Origin of the sequence: Micromonospora sp. WMMA2032, from assembly GCF_002688545.1 — a bacterium.
GTDB lineage: Bacteria > Actinomycetota > Actinomycetes > Mycobacteriales > Micromonosporaceae > Micromonospora > Micromonospora sediminicola.
Genome location: NZ_CP024052.1, coordinates 1,974,301 through 1,989,730, shown reverse-complemented (window position 1 = coordinate 1,989,730; position 15,430 = coordinate 1,974,301). Strand labels below are relative to the sequence as shown.

Below are 15,430 nucleotides of genomic sequence, written 5' to 3'. Positions count from 1 at the left end.
GGCCATGGATGCCCCGGTCCGGGCGAGGCAAACGCGTTTCGCCCGGTGACCGGCCGGGTAGGCGGATCGGATGATTTCGACCGCCGACGCCGTCGTCATCGGGGCCGGGCACAACGGTCTGGTGGCCGCGAATCTGTTGGCCGACGCGGGCTGGGACGTCCTCGTGCTGGAGGCCACCGAGGCGCCCGGCGGAGCGGTGCGCTCGGCGCAGGTGACCGCGCCCGGCTACCTGAGCGACCTCTACAGCTCGTTCTATCCGCTCGGCTACGCCTCCCCGGTGCTGGGCGGGCTCGACCTGGAGCGCCACGGGCTGTCCTGGACCAACGCGCCGGACGTGCTGGCGCACCTGCTCCCGGACGGCCGGGCCGCGGTGGTCAACCGCGATCTCGACCGCACGGCCGCGTCGATGGAGACGTTCGCCCCGGGCGACGGGGAGCGCTGGCGGCACGCGTACGCGGACTGGTGCCAGGTGGCCGAGCCGATGCTGGACGCCATCACCAGCCCGTTCCCGCCGGTGCGCGGCGGGCTGGGCCTGCTGCGCCGGCTCCGGGTCGCCGGCGCGCTGCGGCTGGCCCGACGGCTCGTGCTCCCGGTGCGCAAGCTCGGCGCGGAGCTCTTCGACGGCGAGGGCGGGCCGGCGCTGCTGGCCGGTTGCGCCCTGCACACCGACCTGTCCCCGGAGGAGGCCGGCTCGGGGGTGTACGGCTGGTTGCTCGCCATGCTCGGCCAGCAGGTCGGCTGGCCGGTGCCGGTCGGCGGCGCGCAGCGGATCACCGACGCGTTGGTGGCCCGGCTCGTCGCCCGCGGCGGCCGGATCGAGTACGGCGCCCGGGTCGAGCGGGTGCTCACCGCGCGGGGGCGGGCGATGGGCGTGCGGACCGCCGGCGGGACCGACTGGCGCGCCCGACGTGCCGTGCTCGCCGACGTCCCCGCCCCGGCGCTCTACCTGGACCTGGTGGGCGCGGCGGCGCTGCCGCCCCGGCTGGTGGAGGACCTGGCGCACTTCCGGTGGGACGGCTCCACGCTCAAGGTCGACTGGGCGCTGTCGGCGCCGATGCCGTGGCAGAACCGCGAGCTGGCCGGCGCCGGCACCGTGCATCTCGGCGCGGACCTGGACGGGCTCACCACGTACGCCGCCGCGCTGGCCCGCGGTGAGGTGCCGGCGGACCCGTTCCTGCTGGTCGGCCAGATGACGGTGGCCGACCCGAGCCACTCACCGCCGGGCACCGAGTCGCTCTGGTCCTACACCCACCTGCCGTTCCGACGGAACTGGCGGGCCGAGGAGGTGGCGGCGCACGTGGAACGGATGGAGGAGGTGCTGGAGGCGGCCGCGCCGGGTTTTCGCGCGTCCGTCGTCGGGCGGCACGTGGCCGGTCCGGCCGACCTGGAGGAGGCCGAGCCGAGCCTGGTCGGCGGCGCGCTGGGCGGCGGCACCGCGGCGGCGTACCAGCAGCTCTTCCTGCGGCCGATCCCCGGCCTGGGCCGGGCGGACACCCCGGTGGACCGGCTCTACCTGGCCAGCGCCTCGGCGCACCCGGGCGGCGGCGTGCACGGCGCGCCGGGCGCGAACGCGGCCCGCGCGGCCCTGGCCCGCGACCGGGCCGTCACGGGCGGGGTGTACGCCCGGACGATCGCCGCGGCCCACCGCTCGGTTTACCGCTGACCCGCAGGCGCCGGTCCACCCGAGATAGGAAGATGCACGCCGCGTCACGGTGACGCAGCGTGCATCTGTCGGCGAGCGAGGGGCCGGAGGGCCGGTCAGGAGTCGAGGTTGCGGTGCCGGCTGCGCAGCTTGAACGGCATCAACGCGCTCTCGATCTTGGTGGCGGTGGTCATCTTCGAGTCGCCCTCGCGGCGCTCCTCGAAGCGGATCGGCACCTCCAGGATGGTGTGGCCGAGCTTCGTGGCGAGGTAGTGCATCTCCACCTGGAAGCTGTAGCCGTTGGACTGCACCCGGTCCAGCCCGATGGCGCGCAGCGCGTCCGCCCGCCAGATCTTGAAGCCGGCGGTCAGGTCCCGGATCCGCACCCGCAGCAGCGTGTGCACGTAGAGGTTCGCCCAGCCGCTGAGCGCGCGGCGGTAGAGCGGCCAGTTCTCGTCCAGCTCGCCGCCGGGCACGTAGCGGGAGCCGATGACCACGGCCGCCTGGGTGGAGAGCAGCGCGCCGAGCATGCCGGGCAGCGCCTCCGGCGGGTGCGACAGGTCGGCGTCCATCTGGGCGACGAACTCCGCGCCGTCGTCGATCGCGCGGCTGATCCCGTCCACGTACGCCCGGCCGAGGCCCTCCTTGCCCGGACGGTGCACCACCAGGACCCGGTCGGGGTGCTCGATGGCCAGCTTGTCGGCCACCTCACCGGTGCCGTCGGGGGAGTTGTCGTCCGCGACGAGCACCTTCAGCCCCGGCAGCGGCAGCGCGAGGAGGCGCTCGACCAGCACCGGGAGGTTGCCCGCCTCGTTGTAGGTCGGAACGACGACGGTCAGGCGCGCGTCCGCCCACGGGGAGGGCAACTGCACGGGTTCGATCATCACGGACTTCCTCGGTCGGCCGACAGGTTCACCAGAGAGGGTAGCCAGTCCACCTGACCGGCTCCGCGCAGACGCCCCGCGACCGCCCGATCACCGGTCCGGCCGCTGTCGCGTGGCGATGTCCGACAACCGGGCCAGCGTCTCCTTGTTCCGCTGGTGCAGCACCAGATCGTTCAGCTTGGTGCGGACCCAGCGCAGCGGACCGGCGGCGAAGTCCTCGCCGATCGTCACCCGGGTCCGCCCGTCGTCCACCGGCTCCAGGACGAACGCCACGATCGCCTCACCCGCCGGCCAGAGCCCGGCCCGGAGCACGAGCCGGTGCGGCGCGCGGCACTCCAGCACGGTGGACGCGTCCTGCAGCGAGAACGGCCAGGGGCCGGCCCGGTGGTGCAACCGGCTGCCGACCCGCGGCCAGTCGTCGTCCACGTCCCGCACGTGCACGGTGCCGACCACCCAGTCGCTGTACGTCCATCCGTCGGCGAGCACCTCGAAGACCTGGTCCGGGGGTGCGTCGATCACTTTCTCCACAACTGCCACCACTGTCCGGTACCCCCGCCGGAGCCGCCGCTAACGGCGGACGGGTTAGCTTCTCCGGGGCGGCGGGTATCGCCGCACCGGGCCGGGCGTGGTAGGCGTGGAACGGCCCGTGCGGCGCCGGCGGGGTGGGCTCCGCCGAAGGTGACGTTTACTCCTCGGGGGCTCGGGAACCCGCCGCCCGTGCAACCGGACCACGAGCGGGATCAGTGCAGGTCAGCCGGGGTTGGCCCGGGTTCTGGCCGGCCCCCGTCCGGCCTGTACGACGCGGTGCTGCTGGATCGGGACGGCACGCTGGTGGAGGACGTGCCGTACAACGGGGATCCGGAGAAGGTGCGGCCGGTGCCGGGGGCGCGGGAGGCGTTGGACCGGTTGCGGGCGGCCGGGTTGCGGTTGGCCGTGGTGACCAACCAGTCGGGGTTGGCGCGGGGGTACTTCAGCGCCGAGGACATGCGTCGGGTGCACGCCCGGGTCGAGGAGCTGCTCGGTCCGTTCGACCACTGGGCGATCTGCCCGCACGCGGAGGCCGACGGCTGCGCCTGCCGCAAACCCGCGCCCGGCCTGGTGCACGCGGCCGCCCGCGTGCTCGGCACCACGCCGACGCGGTGCGTGCTGATCGGTGACATCGGCGCCGACATGTCCGCCGCCGCCGCGGCCGGTGCCGCCGCCGTCCTGGTGCCCACACCGGCCACCCGGGCGGCCGAGGTGGCCGCGGCGCCGACGGTCGCCGCCGACCTGCCGGACGCGGTGGACACCGTGCTGGCCCGGATGCGGCTGGTGGCCGCCCCGGCGCCCGCGCGTCGGGCGGCCCGGGGGACCGTGCTGGTGGTCCGCAGCGACGCGGCCGGGGACGTGCTGGTCACCGGCCCGGGCATTCGCGCGGTCGCGGCCGGCGCGGACCGGGTGGTGCTCCTGTGCGGCCCCCGTGGCCGCGCCGCCGCCGAGCTGCTGCCCGGCGTCGACGAGATCATCGAATGGCCGCTGCCGTGGATCGACGCCCCCGCCCCACCCGTCGACCCCGACGCCATCCAGGCCCTCACCGCCCGGCTCGCCGCCGTCGGCGCCGACGAGGCCGTCATATTCACCAGCTTCCACCAGTCACCCCTGCCCCTGGCCCTGCTGCTGCGCCTCGCCGGCGTCGCCCACATCAGCGCCATCAGCGACGACTACCCCGGCGCCCTGCTCGACGTCCGCCACCGCGTCCCCGCCGGCGTACCCGAACCCGAACGCGCCCTCTCCCTCGCCGCCGCCGCCGGCTACCCGCTGCCCCCCGACGACCAACCCGGACTCCGGCTGCGCACCGACCGGCTGCCGCCGGCGCCGGCCGCCGCCGGGCCGCCCGGCTACGTGGTGCTGCACCCGGGGTCCTCGGTGGAGACCCGCGCCTGCCCGGTGGAGCTGGCCACCCGGGTGGTCCGGGTGCTCGGCGCGGCCGGGCACCGGGTGCTGGTCACCGGCGGTCCCGACGAGCGGGAGCTGACCGCCCGGGTCGCCGCGGCCGGCGGGGTCGACCTGGGCGGGCGTACCGGACTCGCCGAGCTGGCCGGCGTGATCGCCCGGGCCGGCGCGCTGGTGGTCGGCAACACCGGCCCGGCGCACCTGGCCGCGGCGCTGGGCGTGCCGGTGGTCAGCCTCTTCGCGCCGACCGTCCCGTTCGGGCAGTGGGGGCCCTACCGGGTGCCCACGGTCCGCCTCGGCGACGCCGCCGCGCCCTGCCGCGACACCCGGGCCACCGCCTGCCCGGTCCCCGGCCACCCCTGCCTGTCGGCGGTCGAGCCGGGCCGGGTGTTGGAGGCGCTGCGACTGCTCGGCGTACCCGCCGCCGTGCCGGCGCCCGTCCCCGGCGGGGTGGTCGGATGAACATCCTGCTGTGGCACGTGCACGGCTCGTGGACCACCTCGTTCGTCCACGGCAAGCACCGCTACCTGGTGCCCGTCACCCCCGACCGCGGCCCCTACGGACTCGGCCGCGCCCGCACCTACCCCTGGCCCGACAACGCCGTCGAAATCACCCCCGAGGACCTCGCCCACACCCACGTCGACCTGGTCATCCTGCAACGCCCCGAAGAACTCGACCTGGCCACCGAATGGCTGCGCCGCCGCCCCGGACGCGACCTGCCCGCGATCTACGTCGAACACAACACCCCCAAGGGCGACGTGCCCAACACCCGCCACCCCATGGCCGACCGCGACGACCTCCTACTCACCCACGTCACCCACTTCAACGAACTCTTCTACGACAACGGCGCCACCCGCACCGCCGTCATCGAACACGGCGTCGTCACCCCCACCGTCGAATGGACCGGCGAACTCGACCGCCTCGCCGTGGTCATCAACGAGCCGGTACGCCGCTGGCGGGTCACCGGCACCGACCTGCTCGCCCGGTTCGCCGCGCTGGCGCCGCTGGACGTCTACGGCATGAAGGTGGCCGGGCTCGCCGCCCACCTCGGGCTGCCCGAGGACCGCCTGACCGGCCACGACGACGTGCCCCAGCACGCCATGCACGCCGAACTGGCCCGACGCCGCGCCTACCTGCACCTGTGCCGCTGGACCTCACTCGGGCTCAGCCTGATCGAGGCGATGACCATGGGCATGCCGGTGGTGGCCCTGGCCACCACCGAGGCGGTGGAGGCGGTGCCACCCGCCGCCGGCGCGCTCTCCACCCGGGTCGACGTGCTGGTCGACGCCGCCCGGGGCCTGCTGGACGACCCGGCGGCCGCCCGCCGGGCGGGCGCCGCGGCCCGGGCCGCCGCCCGTGACCGCTACGGCCTGGAGCGATTCCTCGCCGACTGGGACCGGCTGCTGGAGGAGGAAGTATGCGCATCGCGATGATCTCGGAACACGCCAGCCCGCTCGCCGTCCTCGGCGGGGAGGACGCCGGCGGCCAGAACACGCATGTCGCCGAGCTCTCCGCCGCGCTCGCGGCCGCCGGTCACGACGTCCGGGTCTACACCCGGCTCGACGCGGTGGACCTGCCGGTGACCGTCCGTGCCCCGGACGGGTACGAGGTGGTCCACGTGCCCGCCGGCCCGGCCGAGCCGGTGGCCAAGGACGACCTGCTGCCGTACATGCCGGCGTTCTCCGACTGGCTGGCCGAGCGGTGGCGCACCGGCGACTGGCAGCCCGAGGTCGTGCACGCGCACTTCTGGATGAGCGGACTGGCCGGGCTCGCCGCCGCCCGGCGCACCGGCGTGCCGGTGGTGCAGACCTACCACGCGCTGGGCACCGTCAAGCGCCGCCACCAGGGCGCCCAGGACACCAGCCCGCCGGGCCGGATCGACCACGAACGGGACCTGGGCCGCGCGGTGGACCGGGTGGTCGCCCAGTGCCAGGACGAGGTCGCCGAGCTGGTCCGGATGGGCGTGCCCCGCTCCCGGATGACCGTCGTGCCGTCGGGGGTGAACCTGTCCACCTTCGGTCCGCTCGGCCCGGTCGCCGAGCGGGACGGCGGCCGGGCCCGCATCCTCACCGTCGGCCGACTGGTCGAGCGCAAGGGCTTCCAGGACGTCATCCAGGCCGTCGCGTCGGTTCCCGACGCCGAGTGCGTGGTGGTCGGCGGACCTCCGGCCGGCCTGCTGGAGACCGACCCGTACGCGTTGCGCCTGCGGGCGTTGGCCGATTCGCTCGGCCTCGCCGACCGGGTCCGCCTCGTCGGCGCGGTGCCCCGCGAGGAGATGGGGCGCTGGTACCGCTCGGCGGACGTGCTGGTCGCCGCCCCCTGGTACGAGCCGTTCGGGCTCACCCCGCTGGAGGCGATGGCGTGCGGCGTGCCGGTGGTCGGTACCGCGGTCGGCGGGCTGATCGACACGGTGGTGCCGGGACGTACCGGCGACCTGGTGCCCGCCCGCGACCCGGCGGCGCTCGGCGCGGCGATCCGCGGCCTGCTCGGCGACCGGATCCGCCGCTTCGCCTACGCCACCGCGGCGCTGGAGCGCGCCCGGGCTCGCTACTCCTGGGCCACCGCCGCCGACCGGCTGGGCGAGCTGTACGGCGAGGTGGCCACCGTGCGCCGGCCGACCCGGGTGGTCGCCTGATGGCGGCCGCGCCGGCCGCCGGCGGGACGGTGCTGGAGGACCACCTGACCCGGCTGGCCGCCGCGCTGCTGCCGCTGCGGGACGCGGAGCACCTGCTGGCCCGCTGGGGTCAGGAGGTGGCGCACCGGCTCGCCGCCGGCGGGCGGTTGCTGGTGGCCGGCAACGGCGGCAGCGCCGCCGAAGCCCAACACCTCACCGCCGAACTCGTCGGCAAACTCCGCCACGACCGCCAACCCCTGTCCGCCATCGCCCTGCACGCCGAAACCAGCGCCCTCACCGCCATCGGCAACGACTACGGATACGACGAAATCTTCGCCCGCCAGGTCCGCGCCCACGGCCGACCCGACGACCTCCTTCTCCTCCTGTCCACCAGCGGCACCAGCCCCAACCTCCTCACCGCCGCCCACGCCGCCCACGACAGCGGACTGCGCTGCTGGGCCTTCACCGGCCCCGCCCCCAACCCCCTCGCCGACCTCTGCCACGAACGGCTCGCCATCGACTCGCCGGACGGGCAGGTGGTGCAGGAGCTGCACCTGGTGGCCGTGCATGTGCTCTGCGAGTACGTCGACCGGGCGCTGCCCGCGGCGCTCGCCGCCCGCGCCCCGGCCGGACCGGTGCGCGCCGGCGTCGAGGTGGTGCTCGACGACCCGGATCCGGAGGTGCAGACCCGATGAGGAGGTCGAGCATGGCGGGACCCGTGGTGGTGCTCGGTGACACGCTGCTGGACCGGGACGTCGAGGGGCTGGTGAACCGGCTCTGCCCGGACTCCCCGGTGCCGGTACTGGACGAGACCACGTCCGTGGACCGTCCCGGCGGCGCCGGCCTGGCCGCGGTCTTCGCGGCCGCGCAGGGCGCCGAGGTCGCGCTGGTCACCGCCGTCGCCGACGACGCCGGCGGGGCGCGGCTGGGCACCCTGCTCGCCGCCGCCGGGGTGCGGCTGTACGCGCTCCCGCTGGCCGGCGCGACGCCGGAGAAGATCCGGCTGCGGGCCCGGGGGCGGGTGCTCCTGCGGCACGACCGGGGCGGGGCGACCGGCGTGCCGGGGGAGCCGAGCGAGGCCGTCCTGCGGCTGCTCGCCGCCGCGTCCGCGGTGCTGGTCAGCGACTACGGCCGGGGGGTCGCCGGGCTACCGGCGTTGCGTGCCGCGCTCGCCGCCACCCGGGCGCCGGTGGTCTGGGACCCGCACCCGCGCGGCCCGGCGGCGGTGCCGGGCGTGCACCTGGCCACCCCGAACGAGCCGGAGGCCCGCGACCTGGCCAAGGTTCCGCCGGGCGGCTCCCGCCTCTCCACCGCGTCCCGCAGCGCGCAGGCGTTGCGCCGGCGCTGGCAGGCGGGCGCGGTCGCGGTGACGTTGGGCGGGGACGGCGCGCTGCTCTGCCACGCCGGCTCCACCCCGCTGGTGGTGCCGGCGCCGGCCGCCGAGGGGGACACCTGCGGCGCCGGGGACCGGTTCGCGGCCACCGCCACGCTGGCGCTGGCCCGGGGCGCGCTGGTGTCCGAGGCGGTGCAGGAGGCGGTCGCCGAGGCGTCCGCGTACGTGGCCGACGGGGGAGTGGCGACGGCGCTGCCGGCGCCGGTCCGGACCGCCGCCCCGGCGGTGGTCACCGTGGGCGGGGAGCGGATCGGCGCCCGCGCGGCCGGCGAGGTGGTGTCCCGGGTACGCGCGGCCGGCGGCACCGTGGTGGCCACCGGCGGCTGCTTCGACCTGCTGCACGCCGGGCACGTGGCGACCCTCCAGGCGGCCCGGCAGCTCGGCGACTGCCTGGTGGTCTGCCTGAACTCCGACGCCAGCGTGGCCCGGCTCAAGGGGCCGGAGCGCCCGGTCGTGCCGCAGGGCGACCGGGGTCGGCTGCTGGCCGCGCTGGGCTGCGTGGACGCGGTGCTGATCTTCGACGAGTCGACGCCGCAGGCGGCGCTGTCCTGGCTGCGCCCGGACATCTGGGTCAAGGGCGGCGACTACGCCAGCGGCGGCGGCACCGAGACGCTGCCCGAGGCGGAGGTCCTCGCCCGCTGGGGCGGGCACACGGTGGTCGTGCCGTACCTGGACGGGCGCTCCACCACCGACATGATCGCGGCGGCCCGCGCGGGCCGCGGGCACGGCGGCTGGCCGGCCGCGACGGTGACCCCGGCGGAGGCCGTCGGCGAGACGACCGTCCGGTCCACGGCGAAGGGAGCACGATGAGCGAGCGAGGCATCCGGTCCGGCACCACCGGACGGCGGGCGGCGGCATGAGCGCCGGCCTGCCCGGAGCCGGTCCCACCGTCCTGGTCACCGGCGGGTCCAGCGGGCTCGGCGCGGCCGTCGTCGCCGCCGTGGCCCGCTCCGGCGGCCGACCGCTCGTACTGGACCGGCAGCGTCCCGCCGACGGGGTGCCGTGGGCCGAGTGCGACCTGGCCGACACCCGCGCCGCCGAGGCCGCCACGCGGGACCTCGCGGAACGCTCCGGGGGACTGGACGCCGTGGTCACCGCGGCCGGCATGGACGTGCCCGGGAAGCTGATCGACGTGCCGGCCGAGACCTGGGAGCGGATCGTCACGGTGGACCTGCTCGCCACGGCGGCGGTGATCCGGGCGGCGCTGCCCTACCTGGAGGCGTCCCGGGGGACCATCGTCACCGTCGCCTCCACGCTCGGCGTCAAGGCGGTCAGCGACGCCACCGCCTACTGCGCGGCGAAGTTCGGGGTGGTCGGCTTCACCCGCGCCCTCGCCGCCGAGCTGGCCGGCGCGGTCGGGGTGACCCTGCTGATCCCCGGCGGCATGCGCACCGCCTTCTTCGACGAGCGGGACACCCAGTACCGTCCCGGCCCGGACGCCGTGCTCAACGAACCCGCCGACACCGCCGCCGCGGTCATGTTCGCGCTCTCCCAACCGGCCGGCTGCGCGGTCCGGGAGATGGTGGTCTGCGCCGAGCAGGAGTCCTCGTACCCGTGATCCTGGTGCTGCGGGCGCTCGGCGTCGGCGACCTGGCCACCGCCGTCCCGGCGCTGCGCGGCCTGCGCGCCGGGCTGCCCGGACGGGAGCTGGTGCTCGCCGCGCCGGCCTGGCTGGCGCCGCTGGCCGCGCTGACCGGGGCGGTCGACCGGGTGCTGCCCACCGACGGGCCGGACCGGGTCGACTGGACCGGACCGCCGCCGGAGGTGGCGGTGAACCTGCACGGCCGAGGGCCCGAGTCGCACCGGGCGCTGGCCGCCATCCGGCCGGACCGGCTGCTCGCCTACCGCAACCCGGCCGGCGGCCACCCGACCGGTCCGGCCTGGGACGACGACGAGCACGAGGTACGCCGCTGGTGCCGGCTGCTGCACGCGTACGCGCTGCCGGCCGACCCGGGTGACCTGGCGCTGCGCCGCCCGGCCGGGCCGCGCGTACCGGCCGGGGTGACGGTGCTGCACCCGGGCAGCAAGGTCCCGGCGAAGCGGTGGCCGGCGGACCGCTTCGCCGGGCTGGCCCGGACGCTGACCGCGCGCGGGCACCGGGTGGTGCTCACCGGGTCGGCGGACGAGCGGGCGCTGGTCGCCCGGGTGGCCCGCGACGCGGGGCTGCCGCCGGAGGCGGTGCTGGCCGGCCGCACCGGCCTGGCCGAACTGGCCGCGCTGGTGGCCGACGCGCGGCTGGTGGTCAGCGGCGACACCGGCGTGGCCCACCTCGCCACCGGTTACGGCACCGCGTCGGTGGTGCTGTTCGGTCCGGTGCCGGCGGCGCGCTGGGGTCCGCCGGCCGACCGGCCCCGGCACCGGGTGCTCGGCGGCACGCGGGCTGCCGGACCCGACCCGGATTCAGCGGGTTTCGCCGGGGTAGGAACCCACCCGACATTGGGTGCCATCGGGATCGACGAGGTGGTGGCGGCGGTGGCCGAGGTGGAACGGGTCTCCGGTGCGGTTGCGGCGTAGCGACCCGGGCCGGCCGGGCTACGGGCGCCGGCGGCGCGGCAAGGGTTGGCTCTTCCTGGACGCGAAGGGCGAGCCGGTGCGCGACGAGGCGGAGCTGGCGCGCCTGCGCGAACTGGTCGTCCCGCCCGCCTGGCGGGACGTGTGGATCTCGCCGTTCCCGAACGGGCACATCCAGGCCACCGGCATCGACGCGGCCGGCCGCAAGCAGTACCTCTACCACCCGCACTGGCGTCGCAAGCGGGACGAGGCGAAGTTCGACCACGTGCTGGAGGTGGCCCACCGGCTGCCCGCGCTGCGCGACCGGGTCGCGCACGACCTGGCGCTGCGCGGGCTGCGGCGGGAGCGGGTGCTGGCCACCGTGGCCCGGCTGCTCGACATGGGTGCGTTCCGGGTGGGCAGCGACCAGTACGCCACCGGCGACGACCCGACGTTCGGCGTGGCCACGCTGCGCCCCGAGCACGCCCGCTCGCGCGGCGGGTGCGTGGTCTTCGAGTTCCCGGCGAAGGGCGGCATCGAGCAGGTCCGCCGGATCGAGGACGCGGAGCTGTGCCAGGTGCTGCTCAACCTGCGCCGGCGGCGGCACGCCCAGGAGCGGCTCTTCGGCTACTGGGACGGGCGGTCCTGGCGGGACGTGCGCAGCGACGAGGTCAACGACTACCTGCGCGACGCCAGCGGCGGGGAGATGACCGCGAAGGACTTCCGCACCTGGCACGCCACCGTCCTGGCCGCCGCCGAACTGGCCACGGCGGGCCCGCAGCGGTCCGTCACCGGCCGCCGGCGGGCGGTCGCCGCGGTCATGCGGTCGGTCGCCGAGCTGCTCGGCAACACCCCGACGGTGGCCCGGACGTCCTACGTGGACCCACGCGTGGTCGACCTCTACCACGACGGGGTGCTGGCGCCGGTGCAGCCGGAGATGCCGCGGGAGGCGGTGGAGAAGTCCGTCCTGGCGTTGCTGGAGGAGGAGGCGGACTGAACGGTGGCGGGCGACCACCGGGGGCGGTCGCCCGCGGCGGGACCCACCGCGGGCGCCGCGCCACGGCCCCCCGTTACCAGTGGGCTGAGGCCGGTTGCCGGCGTCGGCCCGTCCTCAGTCTGCCCGGGCCGGGTTGACTTCGGACGCCGTGGTGTTGACGATCCGTGCCCGTTCCAGGTGGCGGGCCCGGTACGCCTGCGGCGTCTCCGCCTGCGCGGCCCGGAAGGCGCGGCTGAAGTGGGCCTTGTCCCGGAACCCCCACCGACCGGCGATGACCTGGATCGGCCGGTCGCCCAGGCCCGGGTCGGCGAGGTCGCGGCGGCACCGGGCCAGCCGTTCGTCCCGGACGAACGCCGCGACCGTGGTCTCCTCGGCCTCGAAGAGCCGGTGCAGGGAGCGCACCGAGAGGTGGTGCGCCTCGGCGATGCGCCGGGGGTCCAGCGTGGCGTCGCCGAGGTGCTGCCGCACGTACGCGCGCACCTGGTTGAGCAGGGCGCGGCGTCGGATCTCGGTGGGCACGGCGTCCTCGGAGACGAGGTTCCGGCCCAGCAGCGTGGCGACCAGGTCGAGGGCGACGCCGCCCAGGCGCTCGGCGTCGGCGGCGTGGTACTGCTCGGGGTGGCCGGTGATGCGGATGAGGTAGTCGGCCAGCAGCGCGCCGATCCCCTCGGCGCCGGACATCCGACCGGCGAACAGGGGCGCGAGCCGGCGGTGCGGCAGCGGCAGCGCGTCGTACGGGATGAGCGCGACGATCGACGCGGCCCGCTCGTCCTGGTCGGCGTGGTGGATCAGCTCCTGCGGTCGGGCGCAGTCGTAGAACGTGAAGTCGCCCCGTGGGCAGATGCCGCGCTGCCCGTCCTGGTTGGCGACGCCGGTGCCGCGCAGCGTCAACGCGAGCAGGTAGCAGTCCCCTTCGGAGCGCTGGATCAGCTTGCGGGTCCGCACGCCGTGCAGCGGGGGGTAACGGTGCCGGATGAGCTGCATCGGGCCCAGTTCGAGGAACTCCGCCCGCGCCGTGAAGTCGTCCGCGTGCGCGGTGCGGACCCGCATCAGCGTCGGCGTCCGGGCGAGCATCTCCAGCCACAACCCGAACCGGTCGGCGGCCGGCACCTGCTCGGTGTCGAAGACCTGCCGTGTCAACGCCGTGTCCATGAGCGACCCCCGGGGTTCGTCGTATCTCATGAAGCACGACGCCCCGCGGGCCGGGCAAGGCGGCAACCGCGGGGCGTGACCTCCGTCACTCAGTCGTTGAGCACGTGCGACAGCCGGTCCCGGAACCGGCGCTCGGAGTCGCTCACCACGTCGCCGCCGATCCCCAGGATCCCGCCGGTGGAGGCGGCGCCCACCACCTGCTCGGCGATCTCCACCAGCCAGTGCCGGTAGGCGCCGGCCTGCCCCTCGTCCACCCGGCCGGCGAGCAGGGCGGACGCCTGGCCGGCCCGGGCGAGCACGTCCTCGATCATGGTCTTCGGGTCGTCCGGCGTGATGACCGGCAGCTCCGCGCCGGTCTCCGGGTCGCCCACCCGCGAGACGACCTCGCCGGCCACGGCGGCCACCAGCGGGCTCGCCGACTCGCGCCCCGCGGCGATGGTCTCCAACCCGGCGGCGTTCTCCGCCATGGTGCGCCGGGTGCCGTCGGACTCCGCCGCGGCGGCCGCGGTGAGCACCGCCTGCGGCAGACCGACCAGCAGCCCCCACTCCTCGTCGGAGACACCGAACCGGGTGTACGCCGGCTGCTCGATCACGATCAGGCCCCTTTCGCCGTGGTCGTCGTTGTCGACGGGCACCACGCGGTGCCCGGGTCAGGCTAGTCCAGCTCCAGCAGGCCCTGTTCGGACACCACGCGCACGGACAGCGTCTTGTAGCCCACCTCGTCGAAGAGCACCGTCATCCGGTCCTCCTCGTAGTTGAGCACCAGTCCGGACCCCCACTCCGGGTGGCGCACCTGGCTGTGCACCGGGAACGGGCCGACCGCGCCGTCGTTGGCCACGCTGGTGCCGGCGTGGCAGTTGTCGCAGTGGGCGCAGACCTCGGTCATCTGCTCGCCGAAGTAGGCCAGCAGCACCTGCCCCCGGCAGCCGGTGGTCTCGGCGAAGGCGCGCATCATGTCCGTCCGCGACCGGGTCACGGTCTGCTGCCGCTCGGCCTCGGCCAGCGCGGCCCGACCGGACTCGGCGGCGTCCGGGGCGTACCGGGGGGCGCCGACGCGCTGCTTGGCGCGCGGTTCGGCGGCGCCGATCTGCTCCAGCAGGGACAGGTACTGGCCGAGCTTGCGCGGGCCGAGCCCGGTGAGCTCGCGCAGCTCCTTGCGGGTGCGGGGCTTGCTCCGCAGCACCGCGGCCAACTCGCACAGTTCCTTCTCGTCCGGCAGCCCGCCGCTGAAGTAGCGCTGCAGTCCGACGTCCTCGGACCGCCAGAGCAGCAGGACCCGCGACGGCGAGCCGTCCCGGCCGGCCCGGCCGATCTCCTGGAAGTAGCTGTCCGGCGAGTCGGGCAGCGCCATGTGCACCACCCAGGCGATGTTCGGCTTGTCGATGCCCATGCCGAACGCCGAGGTCGCCACCATGATCGGCACCCGGTCGGCGAGGAACGCCTCGTGCAGCTCGTGACGCGCGGCGGTGGGCATGCCGCCGTGGTAGAACTCGGCCGGGAAACCGGCGTCGGTCAGCCGCCCGGCCAGCTCCTCGGCCGCCCGCCGGGTCGGCACGTAGATGATCCCGGGCCGCTCGTCGTCGCGCAGCAGCGCGACCAGCCGCCGCCACCGGTAGTCGTCGGTGGGGCAGTAGGCCACCTCGAGGAACAGGTTGGGCCGGTCCAGCCCGGAGACCACCACCTCGGGCTCGCGCAGCCGCAGCCGGGCGATGATGTCGTCGCGGACCGGCGGGGAGGCGGTGGCGGTCAGCGCCACCACCGGCGGCCGGCCCAGGCCGTCGATCAGGTGGCCGAGCGCCAGGTAGTCCGGCCGGAAGTCGTGGCCCCAGGCCGAGATGCAGTGTGCCTCGTCGATCGCGACCAGGGCCGGCCCGAGCGAGCGGACCTCGGCGAGCCGGTCCGGGTTGCTCAGCGCCTCGGGCGTGATGAAGAGGAACTCGGCCCGCCCGGCCCGGATCTCCTCGATCGCCTGCGCCTGCTGGGTCGCGCTCTCGTCCGAGCTGATCCGCACCGCGCGCAGTTCCGGGCGTTGCCGCTCGTTGAGCGCGGCGATCTGGTCCTGCTGGAGCGCGAGCAGCGGCGAGATGACCACTGTCGGGCCGGGGATCAGGCTGGCCGGGATCTGGTAGATCGCCGACTTGCCGGCGCCGGTGGGCAGCACCACCAGGGCGTCACGGCGCTTCATCACGGCGCGCATGGCGGCCAGCTGGTTGGGCCGCAGCGCGGTCCAGCCGAACAGGTTCCTCGCCGCGCGGCGCAGGCTGGTGGAGTGCGTGGTCAGTTTCATCAAGCGCCTCAGCTACCCCCGGCGTCCGGACCCGAAACC

The 15,430-nt window shown here is 75.8% G+C and carries 14 protein-coding genes; 9 read left to right on the top strand and 5 right to left on the bottom strand.

Annotation, left to right across the window (positions count from 1 at the left end; translation table 11 throughout):
* The first annotated feature begins 70 nt into the window (after window positions 1–70).
* Window positions 71–1,663, top strand: a complete 1,593-nt coding sequence (locus CO540_RS08595) for an NAD(P)/FAD-dependent oxidoreductase (RefSeq protein ID WP_099161614.1) — start codon at window positions 71–73, stop codon at window positions 1,661–1,663.
* Window positions 1,664–1,758: 95 nt separating this feature from the next.
* Here CO540_RS08595 and CO540_RS08590 read toward each other — a convergent pair whose 3' ends face one another.
* Both CO540_RS08590 and CO540_RS08585 read right to left on the bottom strand, forming a co-directional pair.
* Window positions 1,759–2,526 (bottom strand): polyprenol monophosphomannose synthase, encoded by a 768-nt coding sequence (locus tag CO540_RS08590; RefSeq protein WP_099161613.1) that lies wholly within the window; start codon window positions 2,524–2,526, stop codon window positions 1,759–1,761.
* 90 nt (window positions 2,527–2,616) lie between these two features.
* The gene (locus tag CO540_RS08585; RefSeq protein ID WP_099161612.1) at window positions 2,617–3,063 is read right to left on the bottom strand and encodes an SRPBCC family protein; all 447 of its coding nucleotides are present in this window, start codon (window positions 3,061–3,063) and stop codon (window positions 2,617–2,619) included.
* A gap of 180 nt (window positions 3,064–3,243) precedes the next feature.
* On the opposite strand from CO540_RS08585, the gene CO540_RS08580 reads away from it, so the two are divergent.
* Genes CO540_RS08580 through CO540_RS08545 form a run of 8 tightly spaced genes read left to right on the top strand, consistent with a single transcriptional unit; the run spans window position 3,244 to window position 11,952 of the window.
* A complete protein-coding gene (locus tag CO540_RS08580; RefSeq protein WP_099161611.1) occupies window positions 3,244–4,920 on the top strand; it encodes an HAD-IIIA family hydrolase in 1,677 nt (558 codons plus the stop codon).
* Complete coding sequence (locus CO540_RS08575; RefSeq protein ID WP_099161610.1) at window positions 4,917–5,891, top strand: glycosyltransferase; 975 nt, start codon at window positions 4,917–4,919, stop codon at window positions 5,889–5,891. Before CO540_RS08580 ends, CO540_RS08575 begins: the two co-directional genes overlap by 4 nt.
* Complete coding sequence (locus CO540_RS08570; RefSeq protein WP_099161609.1) at window positions 5,876–7,093, top strand: glycosyltransferase; 1,218 nt, start codon at window positions 5,876–5,878, stop codon at window positions 7,091–7,093. Before CO540_RS08575 ends, CO540_RS08570 begins: the two co-directional genes overlap by 16 nt.
* Entirely contained in the window at window positions 7,093–7,767 is a 675-nt protein-coding gene (locus CO540_RS08565; protein ID WP_099161608.1) for an SIS domain-containing protein, read from the top strand. The genes CO540_RS08570 and CO540_RS08565 overlap by 1 nt, the downstream gene beginning before the upstream one ends.
* A gap of 26 nt (window positions 7,768–7,793) precedes the next feature.
* Complete coding sequence (locus CO540_RS08560) at window positions 7,794–9,275, top strand: PfkB family carbohydrate kinase (protein ID WP_371682294.1); 1,482 nt, start codon at window positions 7,794–7,796, stop codon at window positions 9,273–9,275.
* A 46-nt stretch (window positions 9,276–9,321) separates the two neighbouring features.
* Window positions 9,322–10,023 (top strand): SDR family oxidoreductase, encoded by a 702-nt coding sequence (locus tag CO540_RS08555; RefSeq protein WP_099161606.1) that lies wholly within the window; start codon window positions 9,322–9,324, stop codon window positions 10,021–10,023.
* Window positions 10,020–10,979 (top strand): glycosyltransferase family 9 protein, encoded by a 960-nt coding sequence (locus CO540_RS08550; RefSeq protein ID WP_099161605.1) that lies wholly within the window; start codon window positions 10,020–10,022, stop codon window positions 10,977–10,979. The genes CO540_RS08555 and CO540_RS08550 overlap by 4 nt, the downstream gene beginning before the upstream one ends.
* On the top strand, window positions 10,963–11,952 hold the full coding sequence (locus tag CO540_RS08545) for a DNA topoisomerase IB (protein ID WP_099161604.1): 990 nt from the start codon (window positions 10,963–10,965) through the stop codon (window positions 11,950–11,952). The genes CO540_RS08550 and CO540_RS08545 overlap by 17 nt, the downstream gene beginning before the upstream one ends.
* Window positions 11,953–12,066: 114 nt before the next feature.
* On the opposite strand, the gene CO540_RS08540 is transcribed toward CO540_RS08545, so the two are convergent.
* The 3 genes from CO540_RS08540 to CO540_RS08530 all read right to left on the bottom strand — a co-directional run bounded on the left by CO540_RS08540 (window position 12,067) and on the right by CO540_RS08530 (window position 15,391).
* Window positions 12,067–13,134, bottom strand: a complete 1,068-nt coding sequence (locus CO540_RS08540; RefSeq protein WP_253866558.1) for a helix-turn-helix domain-containing protein — start codon at window positions 13,132–13,134, stop codon at window positions 12,067–12,069.
* A 59-nt stretch (window positions 13,135–13,193) separates the two neighbouring features.
* A complete protein-coding gene (locus CO540_RS08535; protein ID WP_099164664.1) occupies window positions 13,194–13,697 on the bottom strand; it encodes a hypothetical protein in 504 nt (167 codons plus the stop codon).
* A 62-nt stretch (window positions 13,698–13,759) separates the two neighbouring features.
* On the bottom strand, window positions 13,760–15,391 hold the full coding sequence (locus CO540_RS08530; protein ID WP_099161602.1) for an ATP-dependent DNA helicase RecQ: 1,632 nt from the start codon (window positions 15,389–15,391) through the stop codon (window positions 13,760–13,762).
* Between the last annotated feature and the right edge of the window lie 39 nt (window positions 15,392–15,430).

Excerpts from the sequence above, each read along its gene's own strand:
- CO540_RS08595 (WP_099161614.1), top strand. The coding sequence starts at position 71 with ATGATTTCGACCGCCGACGCCGTCGTCATCGGGGCCGGGCACAACGGT.
- CO540_RS08590 (WP_099161613.1), bottom strand. The coding sequence starts at position 2,526 with ATGATCGAACCCGTGCAGTTGCCCTCCCCGTGGGCGGACGCGCGCCTG.
- CO540_RS08575 (WP_099161610.1), top strand. The coding sequence starts at position 4,917 with ATGAACATCCTGCTGTGGCACGTGCACGGCTCGTGGACCACCTCGTTC.
- CO540_RS08570 (WP_099161609.1), top strand. The coding sequence starts at position 5,876 with ATGCGCATCGCGATGATCTCGGAACACGCCAGCCCGCTCGCCGTCCTC.
- CO540_RS08565 (WP_099161608.1), top strand. The coding sequence starts at position 7,093 with ATGGCGGCCGCGCCGGCCGCCGGCGGGACGGTGCTGGAGGACCACCTG.
- CO540_RS08555 (WP_099161606.1), top strand. The coding sequence starts at position 9,322 with ATGAGCGCCGGCCTGCCCGGAGCCGGTCCCACCGTCCTGGTCACCGGC.
- CO540_RS08540 (WP_253866558.1), bottom strand. The coding sequence starts at position 13,134 with ATGAGATACGACGAACCCCGGGGGTCGCTCATGGACACGGCGTTGACA.
- CO540_RS08530 (WP_099161602.1), bottom strand. The coding sequence starts at position 15,391 with ATGAAACTGACCACGCACTCCACCAGCCTGCGCCGCGCGGCGAGGAAC.